This window comes from Nonomuraea rhizosphaerae, from assembly GCF_019396405.1.
GTDB lineage: Bacteria > Actinomycetota > Actinomycetes > Streptosporangiales > Streptosporangiaceae > Nonomuraea > Nonomuraea rhizosphaerae.
Map to the genome: position 1 here is coordinate 1 of NZ_JAHKRL010000244.1, position 14,542 is coordinate 14,542.

A 14,542-nucleotide genomic window follows, 5' to 3' on the forward strand; every position below is an offset into this window, starting at 1 on the left:
GTAGCGGCGGCGGCCGTCGCACCACAGAACCCCGCCGGGGGTCCGCGGCAGGATCTCGACGGCGAGTGTGGAGCGCGGCGAGACCACCAGCGGCCTGGCGAACAGCGCGTGGGCGCTGATCGGCACCATGAGCAGCGCCTCGACCTCGGGCCACACGACGGGCCCGCCGGCAGAGAAGGCGTAGGCGGTGGAGCCGGTCGGCGTGGCGCAGATCACCCCGTCGCAGCCCCAGCGCGACAGGGGGCGGCCGTCGATCTCGGCGACCACCTCCAGCATCCGCTCGCCCTTCTCCACGCTCACCTCGTTCAGGGCCCAGGTGTCGGCGATGACCTGGCCGTTCTGGCGGGCGAGCACGTCGATCGTCATGCGTTCCTCGACGTCGTAGCGCCTGGCGACCACGCTGTCCACGGCGTCGGCCAGGTCGGCGACCTCGGCCTCGGCCAGGAAGCCGACGTGGCCGAGGTTGACGCCGAGCAGCGGGGTGCCGGTGGACTTGGCCAGCTCGGCCGAGCGCAGCAGCGAGCCGTCGCCGCCGAGCACGATCAGCATCTCGGCGTCCTTGGCGGCGGCGGGGTCGCAGGCCACGGCCTCGGCCTGCGGGGCGCCGATCTCCTCGGCCTCGACGTCGAGGACCCTGACGTGGATGCCGGCGGCGACGAGGCGGTCGATGACCAGGCGGGCGCTTTCGACCGCGGCCTCCCGCCCGGTGTGCACGGTGACCAGGACAGTTCGGTTCATTGCGGCCCTTCCGCTACGGCGCGGTCGATCTCGGCGTCGAGGTCGGCGACCGGCGGCTCGCCCTCTCCCTTGCCGAGCCAGAGCAGGTATTCCACATTTCCCGACGGACCGGGCAGCGGGCTCGCGGTGACGCCGCGTACCGCCAGGCCGAGCTCGCGCGCCTTGGCGGCGGCCTCTCGGACGGCACCTGCCCTCAGCGCGGGCTCTCGCACCACCCCGCCCGCTCCGACGAGGTCCTTACCCACCTCGAACTGGGGCTTGACCAGCATGACGAAGTCGGCTCGCGGCGCCGCGACCGAGGCCAGCGCGGGCAGCACGAGCCGCAGCGAGATGAACGACAGGTCACCGACCACCAATTCGGGCGGCTCGCCGACCATGGCGGGCGTGAGGTCGCGGACGTTGACCCGCTCCATGACGGTGACCCGCTCGTCGGTGCGCAGCGACCAGGCGAGCTGGCCGTAGCCGACGTCGACGGCGAGCACGTGCGCGGCGCCGTGGCGCAGCAGCACGTCGGTGAACCCGCCGGTGGAGGCGCCCGCGTCCAGGCAGCGGCGGCCCTCGATCCGCAGCCTCCCGAACGCCTCGATCGCGCCGAGCAGCTTGTGCGCGCCGCGCGAGACGTAGTCTGGGCCGTCGCCCTGCGCGACCACGATGGCGGCAGCGGTCTCGACCTGGGTCGCCGCCTTGACCGCCGGACGGCCGTCGATCTTCACCCGGCCCTCGTCGATGAGCTGGCCCGCCTGCTCGCGCGAGCGCGCCAGGCCGCGGCGCACCAGCTCGCTGTCCAGCCGAACGCGTCGTGTCACTGGTCGTCCACGGCTCCCAGCGCTGCCTCCAGCCCGGTGAACGCCGCGTCGAACACCGCGACGTGCTCGCTCACCGGCCGCCCGGCCAGGTCGCCGAGCCGGGCGAGCACGGCGTCGACCCGGTCGTCGCCGGTCTCCTCCGGTTGCTCACTCATGACATGACCGTAACGCCTCGCGCGAGCACCCGGCACCTTGGCGGGTGTGTCGCTCGTTGGAGGGGCATTGGAGGGGCGTACGGGGGTGCTACTGATGTGGAACGCTACCTTCGCCTGAAGCAGAAGAAAGGAACGCATCATGGCAAGCGTCGAGGAGTGCCGTGCGGCACTGGCCAAGCTCGTCGCCCAGTTCGACGAGATCGGCGAGGAGGACCGGGCCAAGCACGTGGTCGAGCGCACGGTGAGCTGCCGGGTCCCCGACCTCGACGTGGTCTTCCACGGCCGCCTGCACCGCGAGGGGCTGGACCCGTTCCGGGAGGATCCGCCCGGCAACAGCAAGGCGGCGGACGTGAAGCTGACGATCGCGAGCGACGACCTGATCGCACTGGTGGACGGGGAGCTGGACCTGGCGCGGGCGCTGCTCGGGGGCCGCGTCAAGATCGACGCCAGCTTCGGCGACCTCCTCCGCCTGCGCCGTCTGCTGTAGGCCGTCCCGTTCTCCGCCTCGGTGCGGAGGCATGGCCAGTTAGTTAATGTGTTCATTAATCATTATGTGTTATGTTAACCATATGGGTTTGATCATCGAAACGGCCGGGCTGGGCCGCGCGTTCGGCGGGGCGATCGCCGTGGACGCCCTCACCCTGGCGGTCTCCCCCGGCGAGATCTTCGGCCTCCTGGGGCCGAACGGCGCGGGCAAGACCACCACGATCAGGATGCTGTCCACCCTCCTCCCGCCGACCACCGGCACGGCCCGCGTGTGCGGCCACGACGTCGCGAGACGGGCCGGGGAGGTGCGCCGCCACATCGGCTACGTCCCCCAGCAGGTCTCCTCGATGGGCCACTACATGCTGACCGGCAGGGAGAAGGCCGAGATCGAGGCCGCGCTCTACCACGTCCCCCGGCGCCGCGTGCAGGCGCGCGTCTCGGAGCTGCTGGAGCTCGTCCAGCTCTCCGCCTGCGCCGACCGCCTCGTGCAGACGTACTCGGGCGGCATGCAGAAGCGCCTGGACCTGGCCTGCGGGCTGCTCCACCGGCCCGACCTGCTGATCCTCGACGAGCCGACGCTCGGCCTGGACGTGCAGTCGCGCCACCACATGTGGGATCACATCCGCTCGCTCCGCGACGAGGGCATGACCGTCCTGCTGGCCACCAACTACATGGACGAGGCGGACCGCCTCTGCGACCGGCTGGTGATCATCGACCACGGCCGCGAGGTGGCCGGCGGCTCGCCCGCCGCGTTGAAGGCCGCGATGGGCGTGTCGTCGCTGGACGAGGTGTTCCTGCGGCACACCGGGCACGCGCTGCGCGAGGAGGTCGGCTGATGTGGTCGCAGGAGGTGCTGGCGCTGTCTCGCCGCTGGCTGCTCATGGTGCTGCGCGAACGCCTGAACCTGCTGTTCAGCGTCCTGCAGCCGGCGGTGTGGCTGGTGTTCTTCGCCGGGGCGATGGGCGGCGCGGTGGACGCGCGGATCGTGGGCACGGGCGACTACGTGGCGTTCGCGGTGCCGGGCGTCATCGCGTTCACCGTGGTGGGCAACGGGGTGTCGGCGGCGATGCCGCTGCTGTTCGACAAGGAGACGGGCTACCTGGACAAGCTGCTCAGCATGCCGGTCAGGCGGGGCTCGCTGATCGTGTCGCGGTTCGTCTTCCAGGTGGGCATGAACTCCGCGCAGGTCCTGCTGATCCTCCTCGTCGCCCTGGCCCTGGGCGTGCGTCCCGCCACGGGCGTCCTGGGGGTGCTGGCGATCCTGGCGGTCACGGGGCTGCTGACGCTGGCGCTCACCGCGGCGGCGATGGCCCTGGCGTGCGCGGTGCCCTCGCACGGGACGTTCTTCGCGGTGACGGGGTTCGCGTCGCTGCCGCTGCTGTTCATGAGCAACGCGTTCGTGCCGCTGTCGGCCATGCCCGGCTGGATGGCCGTGGTGGCGCGGCTCAACCCGCTCACGTACGCGATCGACGCGATGCGGCTGCTGGTGCTGCGCGGGTGGGGCGGCGGGGTGCCGGTGTCGCTGGGCGCCCTGTCCCTGGCGTCGGGGCTGCTGCTGGCGCTGGGGTGGTGGCAGTTCGCCCGCCGGACCAGCGAGCGCGTCGCCTAGCGGCTCCCGTCGTGGCCCTGGCCGAGGCGCTCCAGGACGGGCTTGACGGCGTCCTCCTCGGCGCGTCCCTCTCCCGCCGCCGTCCAGGCCGCGTCGCAGGCCGCGCGCAGCCCGTCGGCGCGGCTGCCGTCGCCCTCCAGCCTGAGCACGCCGTCGTCCCACCGGGCGCGCCACCCCTCGCAGACGCCGTCCCGTACTTCCGGATAAGGCTGGAGAAGCGCGGACATGTCCTCGGCCACGTACGTGGGCCGGTGCCGGGGCCCGGCGGTGAGCGCGTCGATCGGCGTGGCCACGCCGGTGAGCACCAGCAGGCTGTCGACGCCCGCGTTGACGGCGCCCTCGATGTCGGTGTCCAGCCGGTCGCCCACGACGAGCGGCCGCCGCGCCTCGGTGCGGATCATGGACTCGCGGTGCAGCGGCGGGTCGGGCTTGCCGGCGTACACCGGCTCCACCCCGGTCGCCGCGGCGATCACCCGGACCATCGCCCCGTTGCCCGGCTGCTCGCCGCGGCCGGTGGGCATCGTGCTGTCGCCGTTCGACGCGACGAACCACGCCCCCTGCCGCACCGCCAGCGCCCCCTCCGACAGCAGCCCGTACGAGAGCCCGGGCGCGATACCCTGCACGACCGCGACCGGCGCGTCGAAGGCCGTGGTGACGGGCCTGAGCCCCCAGTCGCGTACGGCCTGCCGGAGCCCGGTCCCGCCGACGACCAGGACGTTCGAGCCCGGCGGCACCCGTTCGGCGATCAGCCGGGCGGCGGCCTGCGCCGAGGTGACGACGTCGGCCGCGCCGGCCGGGACGCCCAACTCGCGCAGGTGCCCGGCGATGGCGGCCGGGGTGCGTGAGGCGTTGTTGGTGACGTACGCCAGCCGCACGCCCTTGCCGCGCGCCCGCTCCAGCGACTCGGCCGCGTGGGGCACGGCGTGCCGGCCCAGGTAGACGACCCCGTCGAGGTCGAGCAGCAGGGTGTCATAGCCGTCGATCAGCACTGCGCCTCTTCCCGTTTGACTCTCACGCCGCGTGAGACTTTAGCGTCGGCCTCGTACCCATCTGGAGAAAGGCTGACCATGTCCACCGATTTCAACCCCGCCGCTCTTGACGCCACCGCTTTCGACACCGCCGCTTTCGACGCGAGTGCGTACGCGGCGGAGGCCGAGGAGCGCTGGGGCGGCACCGACGCGTGGCGCGAGTCGCAGGAACGTTCCCGCTCCTGTACGAAGCAGGACTGGCAGCGTTCCGCCGCCGAGGCGGCCGAGCTGTCGGCCCGGATGAGCGCCGCCATGCGCGAGGGCGCCCCCGCCGGCGGGGCGCGGGCGATGGACCTCGCCGAGGAGCACCGGGCGCACGTCAGCCGCTGGTTCTACACCTGCACGTACGAGATCCACCGGGGGCTGGGCGACATGTACGTGTCGGACGGGCGGTTCACGGCCTCGATCGAGCGGGAGCAGGCGGGGCTGGCGGCGTACTACCGGGACGCCATCCACGCCAACGCCACCCGCAACGGCGTCTGAACCTCGTTCTCGTCCGGGAAACAGCACCGCCGATCGAAAACGTCTTTTCGGGCAATTCGGACCGCGTCACGTGCGCCAACACCAAATCCCAATACCCCCGAGGCAGCCGAATCCACCACATCGCAGCCGCCCAGAACCAGGTCAGTTGGGCTCTCTGCCCCCACAGAACGCGAGCGGACGGCAGAATAGCCGCTGTGACGTACACCCCCGGCGCGAAGCAGACGGTTCACACGATCAAGGTCACCTTGCGCGGTTCCCGGCCGACGATCTGGCGGCGGCTGGAGGTTGCCTCGGACAGCACCCTGCGGCATCTGCATGATGTCATCCAGGCGACGTTCGGTTGGGAGAATTACCACATGTGGGTCTTCGACTCCGCAAGTGGCCGCTTCGGCGTCACCGATCGCGAGCTCGAGATCCGCAACGCGGCCACGGGACGGCTCGACGAGGTCGCCCCGCACGCCGGCGACCGGCTCCGCTACACCTACGACTTCGGCGACGACTGGGAGCACGAGATCGTCGTCGAAGCCGTCACCGACCCCGAGCCCGGCACCGCCTACCCTCGCTGCCTGACCGGCCGCCGGGCGGGCCCGCCGGAGGACTCGGGCGGCGTCTACGGGTACGAGTACCTGCTGGAGATCCTCGCCGACCCGGCCCACGAGGAGCACCGGGAGCGCCTGGAGTGGCTCGGCCTCGACTCGGCCGACCAGTTCAACCCGGGCAGCTTCGACGCGAACAAGATCAACGACGCCCTCTCCGGCCTCGCCATGGTCCTGGCCAAGGACTGACCCGCCTATCCGGCCACTTGTCTGGAACGTGCCCTCACCCACGGGAACCCGTGCGCCCGCGCACCGGCCACGACCCCCAGCACCGGCGCCAGCAGCATCAGCACACTCCACGGGAACGAAACAGGCCCGAACCACCCGAGCAGCACCCCGCCGGCGACACCTCCGGCCGCCATGGCCGCGTTCCACAAGGTGACCAGCATCGCCTGCGCGACGTCGGCCGCCTCGCCTCCCGCCCGTCCCACGGCGGTCTGCAGCAGGGTCGGAACGCCTCCCCAGCCGAGCCCCCACAACGCCACCGCGACGTACACCGGCACGGGATCGCCGCCCAGCACCGCCAGCCCGGTGGCCGCCACCGCGACCAGGACGACCGCGGCCACGGTCAGCACCGGACGCGGCCCCGAAGATCAGCAGCACGACGTCGACCGAGCCCTCCATGCCGACCGACCCGAGAAACGCCGCGATGTACGTGTAGAGCACGGTGTGCGCCAGCACGAAGACCAGCGTCACGAACAACACCGGCGCCACCCCCGGAACGGCGACGGTCCGCAGGATCGGCATCCGCCCGCCCCGTTCCTGCCCGGGATGGTCCGGCACCACTGCCACGACCCACCCGATGAGCACCACCGCCACCCCGGTCATGACCGAGAACGTCACCCGCCACCCGACCGCTCCTCCCAGGAACGTCCCGGCGGGCACCCCCAGCGACAACGCCACCGGAATGCCGGCCATGACCACCGCGATCGCCTTGCCCTCCAGCCGCGCGGGAGCCATACGACGCGCGTACCCGGCCAGCAACGCCCACACCAGCCCCGCCGCCACCCCGGCGACGAACCGTCCCGCCATGACCAGCGCGTAGGAGGCCGAGACGGCCGTGGCCATGTTCGCGACCGCGAACCCCGCCACCCCCGCCAGCAGCAACCGCCTGCGCCGCCACGTCGCCGTCGCCACGGACAACGGGATCGCCGCGACGGCGGTCCCCAGCGCGTAGATCGTCACGGCCTGCCCCATGGCGGACTCGCTGACCCGCAGGTCGGCGCTCATCGCCGGCAACACCCCGGCGGGCAGCGCCTCGGTCAACACGGTGATGAACGCCGCCGTGGCCAGCGCCACCAGCCCCCGCAGCGGCAGCGCTCCCGCCTTGCCCGGGGAATCCGTCAATTGCGCGGTTCGATTCGTCATACCGCGTATGCTCAAACCCTCACATTGATGTGAGGGTCAAAGCGACAACGTGTGAGGTCGGTCACATGCGGATCGGAGAGCTGTCGGCACGCACCGACACGCCCCGGCGCCTGCTGCGCTACTACGAGGAGCAGGGCCTGATCACCCCGGCCCGCTGCGCGAACGGCTACCGCGACTACAGCGAGGCGTTCGTGGACCGGATCGCGCAGATCAGGGGCCTCCTCGACGCCGGCCTCCCGACCCGCCTGATCAAGCAGATCCTGCCGTGCCTCGACAAGCCCAGGATCATCCACTTCGCGGACGCGACACCCGAGATGATCGCCACCCTTGAGGGGGAACGCGACCGGATGACGGACCGCATCAACTGCCTGACCCGCAACAGGGACGCGATCGCCGACTATTTGGACACGGTCCGCGAAGGCCCGCAGACGACGTAGCGCCGTTGTCCGCCTGTTACCCGGCCCCTGCACAGCCGCTTACGGGCCCTTTGAGCGAGTCCCGCACATCCGCCGTAACCGCGATTCGCCGTAACCACGGACAGGGCATTTCCCGGGAACCAGCCCTTCCTTCCGAACGGGCATTACCTGCGAATTCACCGTTCCCGCACGCCAAGCCCATCACGAACACGCCGTCACTACGCACCCGGCGTTACCCGCCAACTCCCGGCATTAGCCACCAACTCGCCGTCGCTCCCTTTACCAGAGCGTCCTCCCTGCTCTCGCTGCCCGCTGCACCACAATCCCGCCATTGCTGCACACCAGTTCCTACCCCGCGAACCACTCCACGCCCGGCGCACCAACCGCCTTACGCCAACCACCCAACGCCAACTGCTCCGCTCCAGTCACCCCTGGTCGAAGACCACAACGGCGAGAAACACCCGCACACCGAATCGGACCACAACAGCAAGAAACACCCGCACACCGAACCGGGATCATGACGGCAAGAAACACCCGCACACCGAACCGGGATCATGACGGCAAGAAGCATCCGCGTACCGAGCCAGAGCCACGACGGCAAGAACAAACGCCCACATACCGAACCAACCGACGACGCAGACCGCTCTCCCCCGGCCTCCCGGCCTCCCGGACTGCTAGCTCCCTTTACCCTGCTCACATCTCCCGACGAGCCCGCAAAGTAGCGCGAACACTCTTCAATGCCGACACATAATTCTTCTCATCCGGCCGCATGGCCACCGCGATGGCGAGCGGTTCCTGCGCCGCTTCGATGTCCCCCGTACGCCACAGCGCCAACCCAAGCCCGAAATAGGCGTAATCCTCAGCCGGATTGGCATCCACGATCTGCCGGAAACTCGCCGCCGCCTGCACATACTGCCGCGAATTGAACTGCGCCCGAGCCAAGGCCTCCCTGATACTGCGCGATTCAGGCTCCGCAGCCGCGGCACGCTCCAGCAGTGCCGCAGCGGCAGCCGGACTGCCCTCTTTCAGCAACTTCACCCCGCGCTGATACCAGTCGTAAACGCCGCCACCGGGGGCGCCGAGGGAATCATCGTGCGCGTTTCCACCTTGCACCATGCGTGAGGCCTCCTTCATCGGCAGACAGCGGCTCGGCCACATTCACGACGGAATCAAGCATCGCTGGGGACTCGGGGAAAGTTCCGGAAGACTCGGACACCTATGGGAGCATGCCCGGTATGGGGACTCCTGAACTGCCGGTGCCGGACGGACTGCAGCTACGCCCCTTCCGTGGCGTCCGATTCGCAGTCGACGATCCCGCCAAGGTGACCTCCCCGCCCTACGACCTGATCTCCACCGGCGATGTCCGCGCCCTCCTTGGTTCCCACCCCAACAATGTCGTCCGCCTCATCCTTCCCTGCACCTCCCCACCTGAGCCCCCCGAGAATCCGGCACCTCCAGGCCACTCCCCCAGCACCTCACCCAAGCCGGCCGACCAGACGCCCCCGCCCCAGGCACAGCCCACCTCGCCGCAAAAGCAGACCCCGCCCTCTCAGCAACCAAGCCCGTCCCAGGACCAGCCTGGCTCCCTCCACGACCAGCCCAGTTGGCCCCACGACCTGCCGCATTCGCACGACCAGCCCAGCCCGCCCCACAACCAGCCAAACCTGCCCCACAACCAGCCGAACCCGCCTCACGACCAGCCAAGCCCACCTCAGAACCGCCCCGGCTCACCCCCCGACCACCTGAACTCGCCTCACCAACACCCCACCTCACCGCACCACCCCCTGCCACTGCAGAAGCCACACGGCTCCGCCCAGCAAGCCCAAGAGGTGCGGAACGCCCCAGAGGTGCAGCACACCCAGGAGGTGCGGCACGCCCAGGAGGTCCAGGAGCAGCCCAACGGCCCGCAGCAGCAGCCAGGTGGCCCACAGGAGCAGTACGGCCACTCCGCCCAAGACGCTCAGAACGTCCAGGAGCAGCCCAGCGGCTCGCAGGAGCGATACGGCCCTTCAAAGCAACAGTGCAGCAGCCCCGCTGACGAACGGCACGGCTCTCCGGAGCAGCGGTACGGCGCGACTCGGGACACCCTGCGTGCCTGGCTGGAGTCAGGCGTGCTGGTCCCCGACGACCAACCAGCCCTGTACGTGTACGAGCAGCGCGGACCAGGCATCCTCCAACGCGGCCTCATCGGCGACGTAGCTCTCGCAGACCCCGCTCAGCGCATCATCCTTCCCCACGAGGACGTCTTCCCAGGCCCGGTCGCCGACCGCCTGGCCCTCATGAGCACCACCCAAGCCAACCTAGAACCGATCTTCCTCCTTTATGACGGCGCTCAGGGCACGACCACCCGCCTGGTGAACCAGGTGGCCTCGACACGCACGCCCCTCGTGATCGCCCACACGGAAGACGGCCTCGACCACCGCCTGTGGGCGATCACGGACCCAGCGGAAATCGACGCCATCAACGCCGACCTCCGCCCCCGCCAAGCCTTGATCGCCGACGGCCACCACAGATACGCCACGTACCGAGTCCTCCAACGCCAGGAACACACGGCCCGCCTCCACACCCCCTCCACCGCCACAAGCGGGAGCAACCAGCCCCCAACCCGCTCACCACAGCCCGAGCACACCTCTACAGCTCAGCAGCCGCCCATAGGTGACCCCAGTAACTCCAGTGACCCGAGCGGCCCGAGCACACCCCGCCAAGCCCCCGGAGGCCCGTGGGACTACGGGCTGGCATTACTCGTCGACTCGGCCGCATACCCGCCCGACCTCAAGGCCATCCACCGCGTCATCCCCGGCCTCCCTCTGGCCGAGGCGGTGGCCAGGGCGAAGGGATCATGGCACGCCCACGACTTCGCCAGCCTCGCCCTGGGCCTGGAAGCACTGGACGCGGCACCCGAGCCTGCCTTCCTGCTCGCCGGACACGGCGGCTGCCACCTCCTCACCAACCCCGACCCGATGCAACTGGCCCACGCCATGCCCCCTGACCGCTCCGACAAGTGGAACTCTCTGAACACCTCAATCCTCAGCGAGTTCGTACTGCCCAAGGTGTGGGGCATGCGAGACGACGACCACGCCGTACGGATCGTGCACCACGACCCCTACGCCGCCCTCCGACTCGCCACTGAGACGGACGGCACCGCTGTGATACTCAAGCCACTCGCCGTCGCCGACGTGCTGGCCATCGCAGCGGGCGGCGAACGTGTCCCTCGCAAATCAACCTCCTTCGGTCCCAAGCCCAGAACAGGCCTCGTACTCCGCACTTTCGCCACCGACTGAGGCGGCACCACACAGCAGGACTGGTACGTCACACATCTCCAAACGCGACAGGACGAACAACGCAGAGACCCGCGAACCTACGAGCCTGAAAAGTGCGGCTCACAGACCCCGAGCCCAGGCCTACGGACACGGACCTCCGGACACGGACCTCCGGACAGGGGCCTCCAGACAGGGGCCTCCAGACAGGGGCCTCCAGACAGGGGCCTCCAGACAGTGGCCTGTGGGCCTACGAACACGGGTCTGCGAGCTGGCGGGCTTACGGACACAGCCTGCGGGCCTGCGGCGACGCTCTCGCACCGACCGACCAGCTGCCAGTCGGCCCGCACTCCCTCCCCCACCGGACCACCACCCTCGCCACTGATAGCGCGCTTCTCCCTGGCTGGGCGAGCGTGCCGCCACTGCCGTATCACGCGAAGTCCCCGGTGAACACTTCGCCAAAGCTGAGCGCCCTCACGTGACGTCGACTGGCCGCTTGCCCCGCCTGGGGACACCAGCTACCTCGCCTGGGTCAGGTCAGGGGCCGGGCGGGGCGGTGGGATGGAGGCCAGGATCTCCGACATCTCCGCCCAAGGCACCACGCCCCCTGAAGGACTGGGGACCTGGATGGCGTCTGGCCCATCGGCGGGTCGCTGGATCCGTACCGGGGCGGGCGGTTTACGGGGAGATCGTGGCCGCTTGGGCGGCGGCGCCGTGTCCGGTGGGCCTGCCTTGGCGAACGTGACCTCCACCTCGTACCGCCAGATCTTGGCTGCTGTCGGTCCATAGATATGGCAGCGGAAAGCACCTTTGACCTCCATCGTCTCGCGTGGTTTGAGGCCGCGGACGAAGGCGGCCGTCTCGGGGTCGAAGGTGGCGCACGGAATGACGTCCGTCGCCGTGCCAGCGCGCCTGTTGTGGGCGGCACGGCGTACGATCAGGCGCCATTTCGTCAGGGTGGCGCCGCTCGGCATGGGCTTGTCCTCTGGCGCCGCGGACAGCCTTCCCACCAGCACGACCTCGTTGCGGTCCACTGTCGTCCTCCCGTCGGGGTTCTGGTGGGATCACTCTCTACGATGAGGGGGACGCCGGATCGGCCCGAACGCCGTTCTGGGGACAACGGCAGCGGATCGGGAGAGCCTGTGGACAACATCACCGCCTTGGGCGGCGACGTCTATGAGATCGACACGAAGATGGCCGGCTATCCGGGCATCACGGCCGGCTATCTGATCCTCGGCGACCGCCCGTGCCTGGTCGAGACCGGCACCTCGACCTCGGCGCCCATCGTGCGTGATGCGCTCCACGCCCTGGGCGTCGGTCCCGGCGACCTGGCCACTGTCGTGGTGACGCACATCCACCTCGACCACGCCGGCGGGGCAGGCGACATGGCCAAGTACTTCCCGAACGCCCAGATCGTGGTCCACGAGAAAGGCGCCCGACACCTGGCCGATCCGTCCAGGTTGATGGCCAGTGCGCGAATGGTGTGGGGTGACCGCCTTGACGCGCTCTTCGGTGAACTGTCCCCCACCGAGGCCGAACGCATCGTCGCACTCGGCGACACCGGCTCCATCGACCTCGGCAACGGCAGAACGCTGAACAGCCACTACTCCCCCGGCCACGCCAAACACCACGTAGGCCTCATCGACTCCGCCACCGGCGACCTGTACGTGGGTGACGCCGCCGGCGTTTACCTGCCCCAGACGGGCGACCTGCGTCCCGCCACCCCGCCGCCGGACTTCGACCTGGAGACGGCTCTTGAGTCGATCGCGTTGTTCGGGGCACTCGGGCCGCAGCGGCTGCTGTTCAGCCACTATGGGCCGGTTACGGCGGTTCAGGAGACGCTCGAACGGTCCGCGGAAGAACTACGCGTGTGGGTCGATCTCACCCGGCAGGTCCATGCTGAGGGCATGGATCTCGACCACGCCGTCGCCATGGTCAGGGACCGCACCAGGGAACGCTACAAGGCTCTGCGAGCCGATGATCCGACGGCGGAGCAGTTCGAGCTCTTGAATGGGGCGCCGTCGAACGTCGCGGGGATCTATCACTGGCTTGACCGCGTCTCCCCCTGAGTGAGTCGCCCTCTGCCAGCGTTCCCCCTGACGCAGGTCGGCACGGGCAGTCGTCCAGCATGTAGTGATCACGCCACGCCGACCAGGCAATCATCCGATCGACGCCGCAGCCTACCCGGAGCCATGCGATCCGAAGTGGTCCGAACAAGAGTGCCGCCCGACCGGAAGTGCGGGTCTGAAGACCAAACCGTCCAGTCCCGTGCCGCCTCGGACTCGTACCATCTGCCCCTGCCCGCGATGGAGCGAGCTCAGATCCGCGCAGCCCCGCCGTACACCCTCATGAACAGATGTACGGCGGGGCTGAGACGCGTCACTTGTCGCGCTTGGGAGCCTCATCCCCAGACTGCTCATCCGAGCTGTCCAGGATGTCGCCGAAGTCCGGCTCGATGAATGCCGGGTTGATGCTCGGCGCAGCCGAAGTCACACCCGACGCCTCAGCGGCAGTCGATGCACCGGCCGAAGCTTCCGCAGCCTTCTCAGCCGTACCAGAGCCATCCGGCCCATCCCCGGCCGCAGACTCAGCATCCTCCGGAGCGTCCGGGAGATCATCGTTCTCCCCGACAGCAGCGGCGTCCTCCTCAGAAGAGGCCGCAGCGGACGAAGAAGCCACAGCGGACGGGACGTCCTCATCAAGCTTGGCAGAGCCGGTGGCCCCAGCAGCTTCGTCCAGCGAGGCCTCTACCTGGTCCTCCTCGCCATCCACCGGGTCAGCGAGGTCGTCGTCCTGCTCCTCGTCATCCGTCTCGGCTTCGTCCGTCGTCTCAGGACCGTCCGAGACGTCGTCGTCCTCAGGACCGTCCAGGAGGTCGCCCGCCTCGGCGAAAGCCGCGGCGTCGTCAGCCTCCTCGTCCACCTCTCCCTCCGCCTCCGCGACGACACCGCCGTCATCAGAGTCGTCAGCGTCATCAGAGCCGGCCTCGAAGTCGAAGTCCTCTTCGACGTCCTCGATGACGGCCCCGGTCAGCTCCGCGTACCGCTCGGCCGCGTCGGTCTCGCCATCCTCGTCGAAGGCCATCGCGCGCCCGAACCAGTCCGTCGCGGCGTCCTGATGTCCCGCGTCTGCCAGCGCGTCGGCGTACGCGAACGCCAGGCGCGCCGACCACGGCTTGGCCTGCGGGTCGCGCAGTTCGGGCAGCCGCTGGAGGGTGATGACGGCGGCGTCGTTCTGGCCAAGGTCACGGCGGGCGCCGGACTCGACGATGGACAGCTCCACGCGCCCCGCCCTGTCGAGGTGCTCGGCTTCAGGGGAACGTACGAGGTCAAGAGCCCGTTCGGGACGGCCGAGACCGCGCTCGCAGTCGGCCATGACCGGCAGGTACGCGTCGGACCCCGTCATCCGCCTGGCGGCGCGAAGGTCGCTGAGCGCCTCGGAGAAGTGGCCCGCGCGGTAGGCGACGATGCCCGCCGCCTCGCGTACGACACCGATCCGGGCCGCGAACCTGCGAGCCACCTTGGTGTGCTCGTGCGCCCGATCGGGGTCGTCGTCCTCGAGCGCGCGCTCGGCGGGGACGAGGTGCCTGGCCACCAGGTC

At 69.7% G+C, this 14,542-nt stretch carries 17 protein-coding genes and 3 pseudogenes; 10 read left to right on the top strand and 10 right to left on the bottom strand.

The genetic code is table 11. The features are described 5' to 3' along the window. The 3 genes from KME77_RS12255 to KME77_RS12265 form a co-directional block, all read right to left on the bottom strand. Nucleotides 1-738, bottom strand: a 738-nt coding sequence (locus KME77_RS12255) for an NAD kinase (RefSeq protein WP_219465966.1), incomplete at its 3' end; no start/stop codon positions are given. Next, entirely contained in the window at nt 735-1,544 is an 810-nt protein-coding gene (locus tag KME77_RS12260) for a TlyA family RNA methyltransferase (protein WP_219465967.1), read from the bottom strand. The genes KME77_RS12260 and KME77_RS12255, both read right to left, overlap by 4 nt. Continuing rightward, nucleotides 1,541-1,699: a hypothetical protein gene (locus KME77_RS12265; protein ID WP_219465969.1), complete on the bottom strand. Its 159-nt coding sequence runs from the start codon at nt 1,697-1,699 to the stop codon at nt 1,541-1,543. Before KME77_RS12265 ends, KME77_RS12260 begins: the two co-directional genes overlap by 4 nt. 139 nt (nt 1,700-1,838) lie before the next feature. Here KME77_RS12265 and KME77_RS12270 point away from each other — a divergent pair, with 139 nt between their 5' ends. From KME77_RS12270 to KME77_RS12280, 3 genes are all read left to right on the top strand, one after another. Continuing rightward, the gene (locus KME77_RS12270; RefSeq protein WP_219465971.1) at nt 1,839-2,186 is read left to right on the top strand and encodes an SCP2 sterol-binding domain-containing protein; all 348 of its coding nucleotides are present in this window, start codon (nt 1,839-1,841) and stop codon (nt 2,184-2,186) included. Nucleotides 2,187-2,268: 82 nt separating this feature from the next. Then, nucleotides 2,269-3,021: an ABC transporter ATP-binding protein gene (locus KME77_RS12275; RefSeq protein ID WP_219465972.1), complete on the top strand. Its 753-nt coding sequence runs from the start codon at nt 2,269-2,271 to the stop codon at nt 3,019-3,021. Continuing rightward, nucleotides 3,021-3,794, top strand: a complete 774-nt coding sequence (locus KME77_RS12280) for an ABC transporter permease (protein WP_219465973.1) — start codon at nt 3,021-3,023, stop codon at nt 3,792-3,794. Before KME77_RS12275 ends, KME77_RS12280 begins: the two co-directional genes overlap by 1 nt. On the opposite strand, the gene KME77_RS12285 is transcribed toward KME77_RS12280, so the two are convergent. Then, nucleotides 3,791-4,783, bottom strand: a complete 993-nt coding sequence (locus tag KME77_RS12285) for an HAD-IIA family hydrolase (RefSeq protein ID WP_219465977.1) — start codon at nt 4,781-4,783, stop codon at nt 3,791-3,793. The two genes, KME77_RS12280 and KME77_RS12285, sit on opposite strands and share 4 nt — an antisense overlap. A 78-nt stretch (nt 4,784-4,861) precedes the next feature. Here KME77_RS12285 and KME77_RS12290 point away from each other — a divergent pair, with 78 nt between their 5' ends. After that, nucleotides 4,862-5,305: a TipAS antibiotic-recognition domain-containing protein gene (locus KME77_RS12290; protein ID WP_219465978.1), complete on the top strand. Its 444-nt coding sequence runs from the start codon at nt 4,862-4,864 to the stop codon at nt 5,303-5,305. 194 nt (nt 5,306-5,499) lie between these two features. Further along, nucleotides 5,500-6,090 carry a plasmid pRiA4b ORF-3 family protein gene (locus tag KME77_RS12295; RefSeq protein WP_219465982.1) on the top strand — a complete coding sequence of 197 codons (591 nt, stop codon included), beginning with the start codon at nt 5,500-5,502 and terminating at the stop codon, nt 6,088-6,090. A gap of 5 nt (nt 6,091-6,095) precedes the next feature. Here KME77_RS12295 and KME77_RS29255 read toward each other — a convergent pair whose 3' ends face one another. Then, nucleotides 6,096-6,467 carry a hypothetical protein gene (locus KME77_RS29255; protein ID WP_246609628.1) on the bottom strand — a complete coding sequence of 124 codons (372 nt, stop codon included), beginning with the start codon at nt 6,465-6,467 and terminating at the stop codon, nt 6,096-6,098. Between the two features lie 70 nt (nt 6,468-6,537). After that, nucleotides 6,538-7,170: pseudogene (locus tag KME77_RS29260) on the bottom strand (MFS transporter); the annotation flags it as partial. Here KME77_RS29260 and KME77_RS29265 point away from each other — a divergent pair. Together KME77_RS29265 and KME77_RS12305 are read left to right on the top strand one after the other, a co-directional pair. Next, a complete protein-coding gene (locus tag KME77_RS29265) occupies nt 7,097-7,297 on the top strand; it encodes a hypothetical protein (protein ID WP_246609629.1) in 201 nt (66 codons plus the stop codon). The pseudogene KME77_RS29260 and the gene KME77_RS29265 overlap by 74 nt on opposite strands. A 37-nt stretch (nt 7,298-7,334) precedes the next feature. Continuing rightward, nucleotides 7,335-7,706, top strand: coding sequence for a MerR family transcriptional regulator (locus KME77_RS12305; RefSeq protein ID WP_219465984.1), 372 nt, complete (start codon nt 7,335-7,337; stop codon nt 7,704-7,706). A gap of 672 nt (nt 7,707-8,378) precedes the next feature. On the opposite strand, the gene KME77_RS12310 is transcribed toward KME77_RS12305, so the two are convergent. Beyond that, nucleotides 8,379-8,819: a tetratricopeptide repeat protein gene (locus KME77_RS12310; protein WP_372451169.1), complete on the bottom strand. Its 441-nt coding sequence runs from the start codon at nt 8,817-8,819 to the stop codon at nt 8,379-8,381. 101 nt (nt 8,820-8,920) lie between these two features. Between KME77_RS12310 and KME77_RS12315 the strand changes: the two are divergent. Then, nucleotides 8,921-9,061: pseudogene (locus KME77_RS12315) on the top strand (DUF1015 domain-containing protein); the annotation flags it as partial. Nucleotides 9,062-9,454: 393 nt separating this feature from the next. On the opposite strand, the gene KME77_RS12320 reads toward KME77_RS12315, so the two are convergent. Next, a complete protein-coding gene (locus KME77_RS12320) occupies nt 9,455-9,631 on the bottom strand; it encodes a hypothetical protein (protein ID WP_219465999.1) in 177 nt (58 codons plus the stop codon). 159 nt (nt 9,632-9,790) lie between these two features. On the opposite strand from KME77_RS12320, the pseudogene KME77_RS12325 reads away from it, so the two are divergent. Further along, nucleotides 9,791-10,966: pseudogene (locus KME77_RS12325) on the top strand (DUF1015 family protein); the annotation flags it as partial. A gap of 494 nt (nt 10,967-11,460) precedes the next feature. Here the strand turns inward: KME77_RS12325 and KME77_RS30490 are convergent. After that, nucleotides 11,461-11,976, bottom strand: coding sequence for a single-stranded DNA-binding protein (locus KME77_RS30490; protein WP_219465986.1), 516 nt, complete (start codon nt 11,974-11,976; stop codon nt 11,461-11,463). Between the two features lie 108 nt (nt 11,977-12,084). On the opposite strand from KME77_RS30490, the gene KME77_RS12335 reads away from it, so the two are divergent. Next, on the top strand, nt 12,085-13,011 hold the full coding sequence (locus KME77_RS12335) for an MBL fold metallo-hydrolase (RefSeq protein WP_308250676.1): 927 nt from the start codon (nt 12,085-12,087) through the stop codon (nt 13,009-13,011). A 310-nt stretch (nt 13,012-13,321) separates the two neighbouring features. On the opposite strand, the gene KME77_RS12340 is transcribed toward KME77_RS12335, so the two are convergent. Next, the coding region (locus KME77_RS12340; protein WP_219465990.1) for a hypothetical protein at nt 13,322-14,542 on the bottom strand (1,221 nt) is incomplete at its 5' end.

What these genes read in the sequence shown, in the direction of transcription:
- KME77_RS12265 (WP_219465969.1), bottom strand. Translation starts at nt 1,699, where the DNA reads ATGAGTGAGCAACCGGAGGAGACCGGCGACGACCGGGTCGACGCCGTG.
- KME77_RS12270 (WP_219465971.1), top strand. Translation starts at nt 1,839, where the DNA reads ATGGCAAGCGTCGAGGAGTGCCGTGCGGCACTGGCCAAGCTCGTCGCC.
- KME77_RS12275 (WP_219465972.1), top strand. Translation starts at nt 2,269, where the DNA reads ATGGGTTTGATCATCGAAACGGCCGGGCTGGGCCGCGCGTTCGGCGGG.
- KME77_RS12280 (WP_219465973.1), top strand. Translation starts at nt 3,021, where the DNA reads ATGTGGTCGCAGGAGGTGCTGGCGCTGTCTCGCCGCTGGCTGCTCATG.
- KME77_RS12290 (WP_219465978.1), top strand. Translation starts at nt 4,862, where the DNA reads ATGTCCACCGATTTCAACCCCGCCGCTCTTGACGCCACCGCTTTCGAC.
- KME77_RS29265 (WP_246609629.1), top strand. Translation starts at nt 7,097, where the DNA reads ATGGCGGACTCGCTGACCCGCAGGTCGGCGCTCATCGCCGGCAACACC.
- KME77_RS12305 (WP_219465984.1), top strand. Translation starts at nt 7,335, where the DNA reads ATGCGGATCGGAGAGCTGTCGGCACGCACCGACACGCCCCGGCGCCTG.
- KME77_RS12310 (WP_372451169.1), bottom strand. Translation starts at nt 8,819, where the DNA reads ATGAAGGAGGCCTCACGCATGGTGCAAGGTGGAAACGCGCACGATGAT.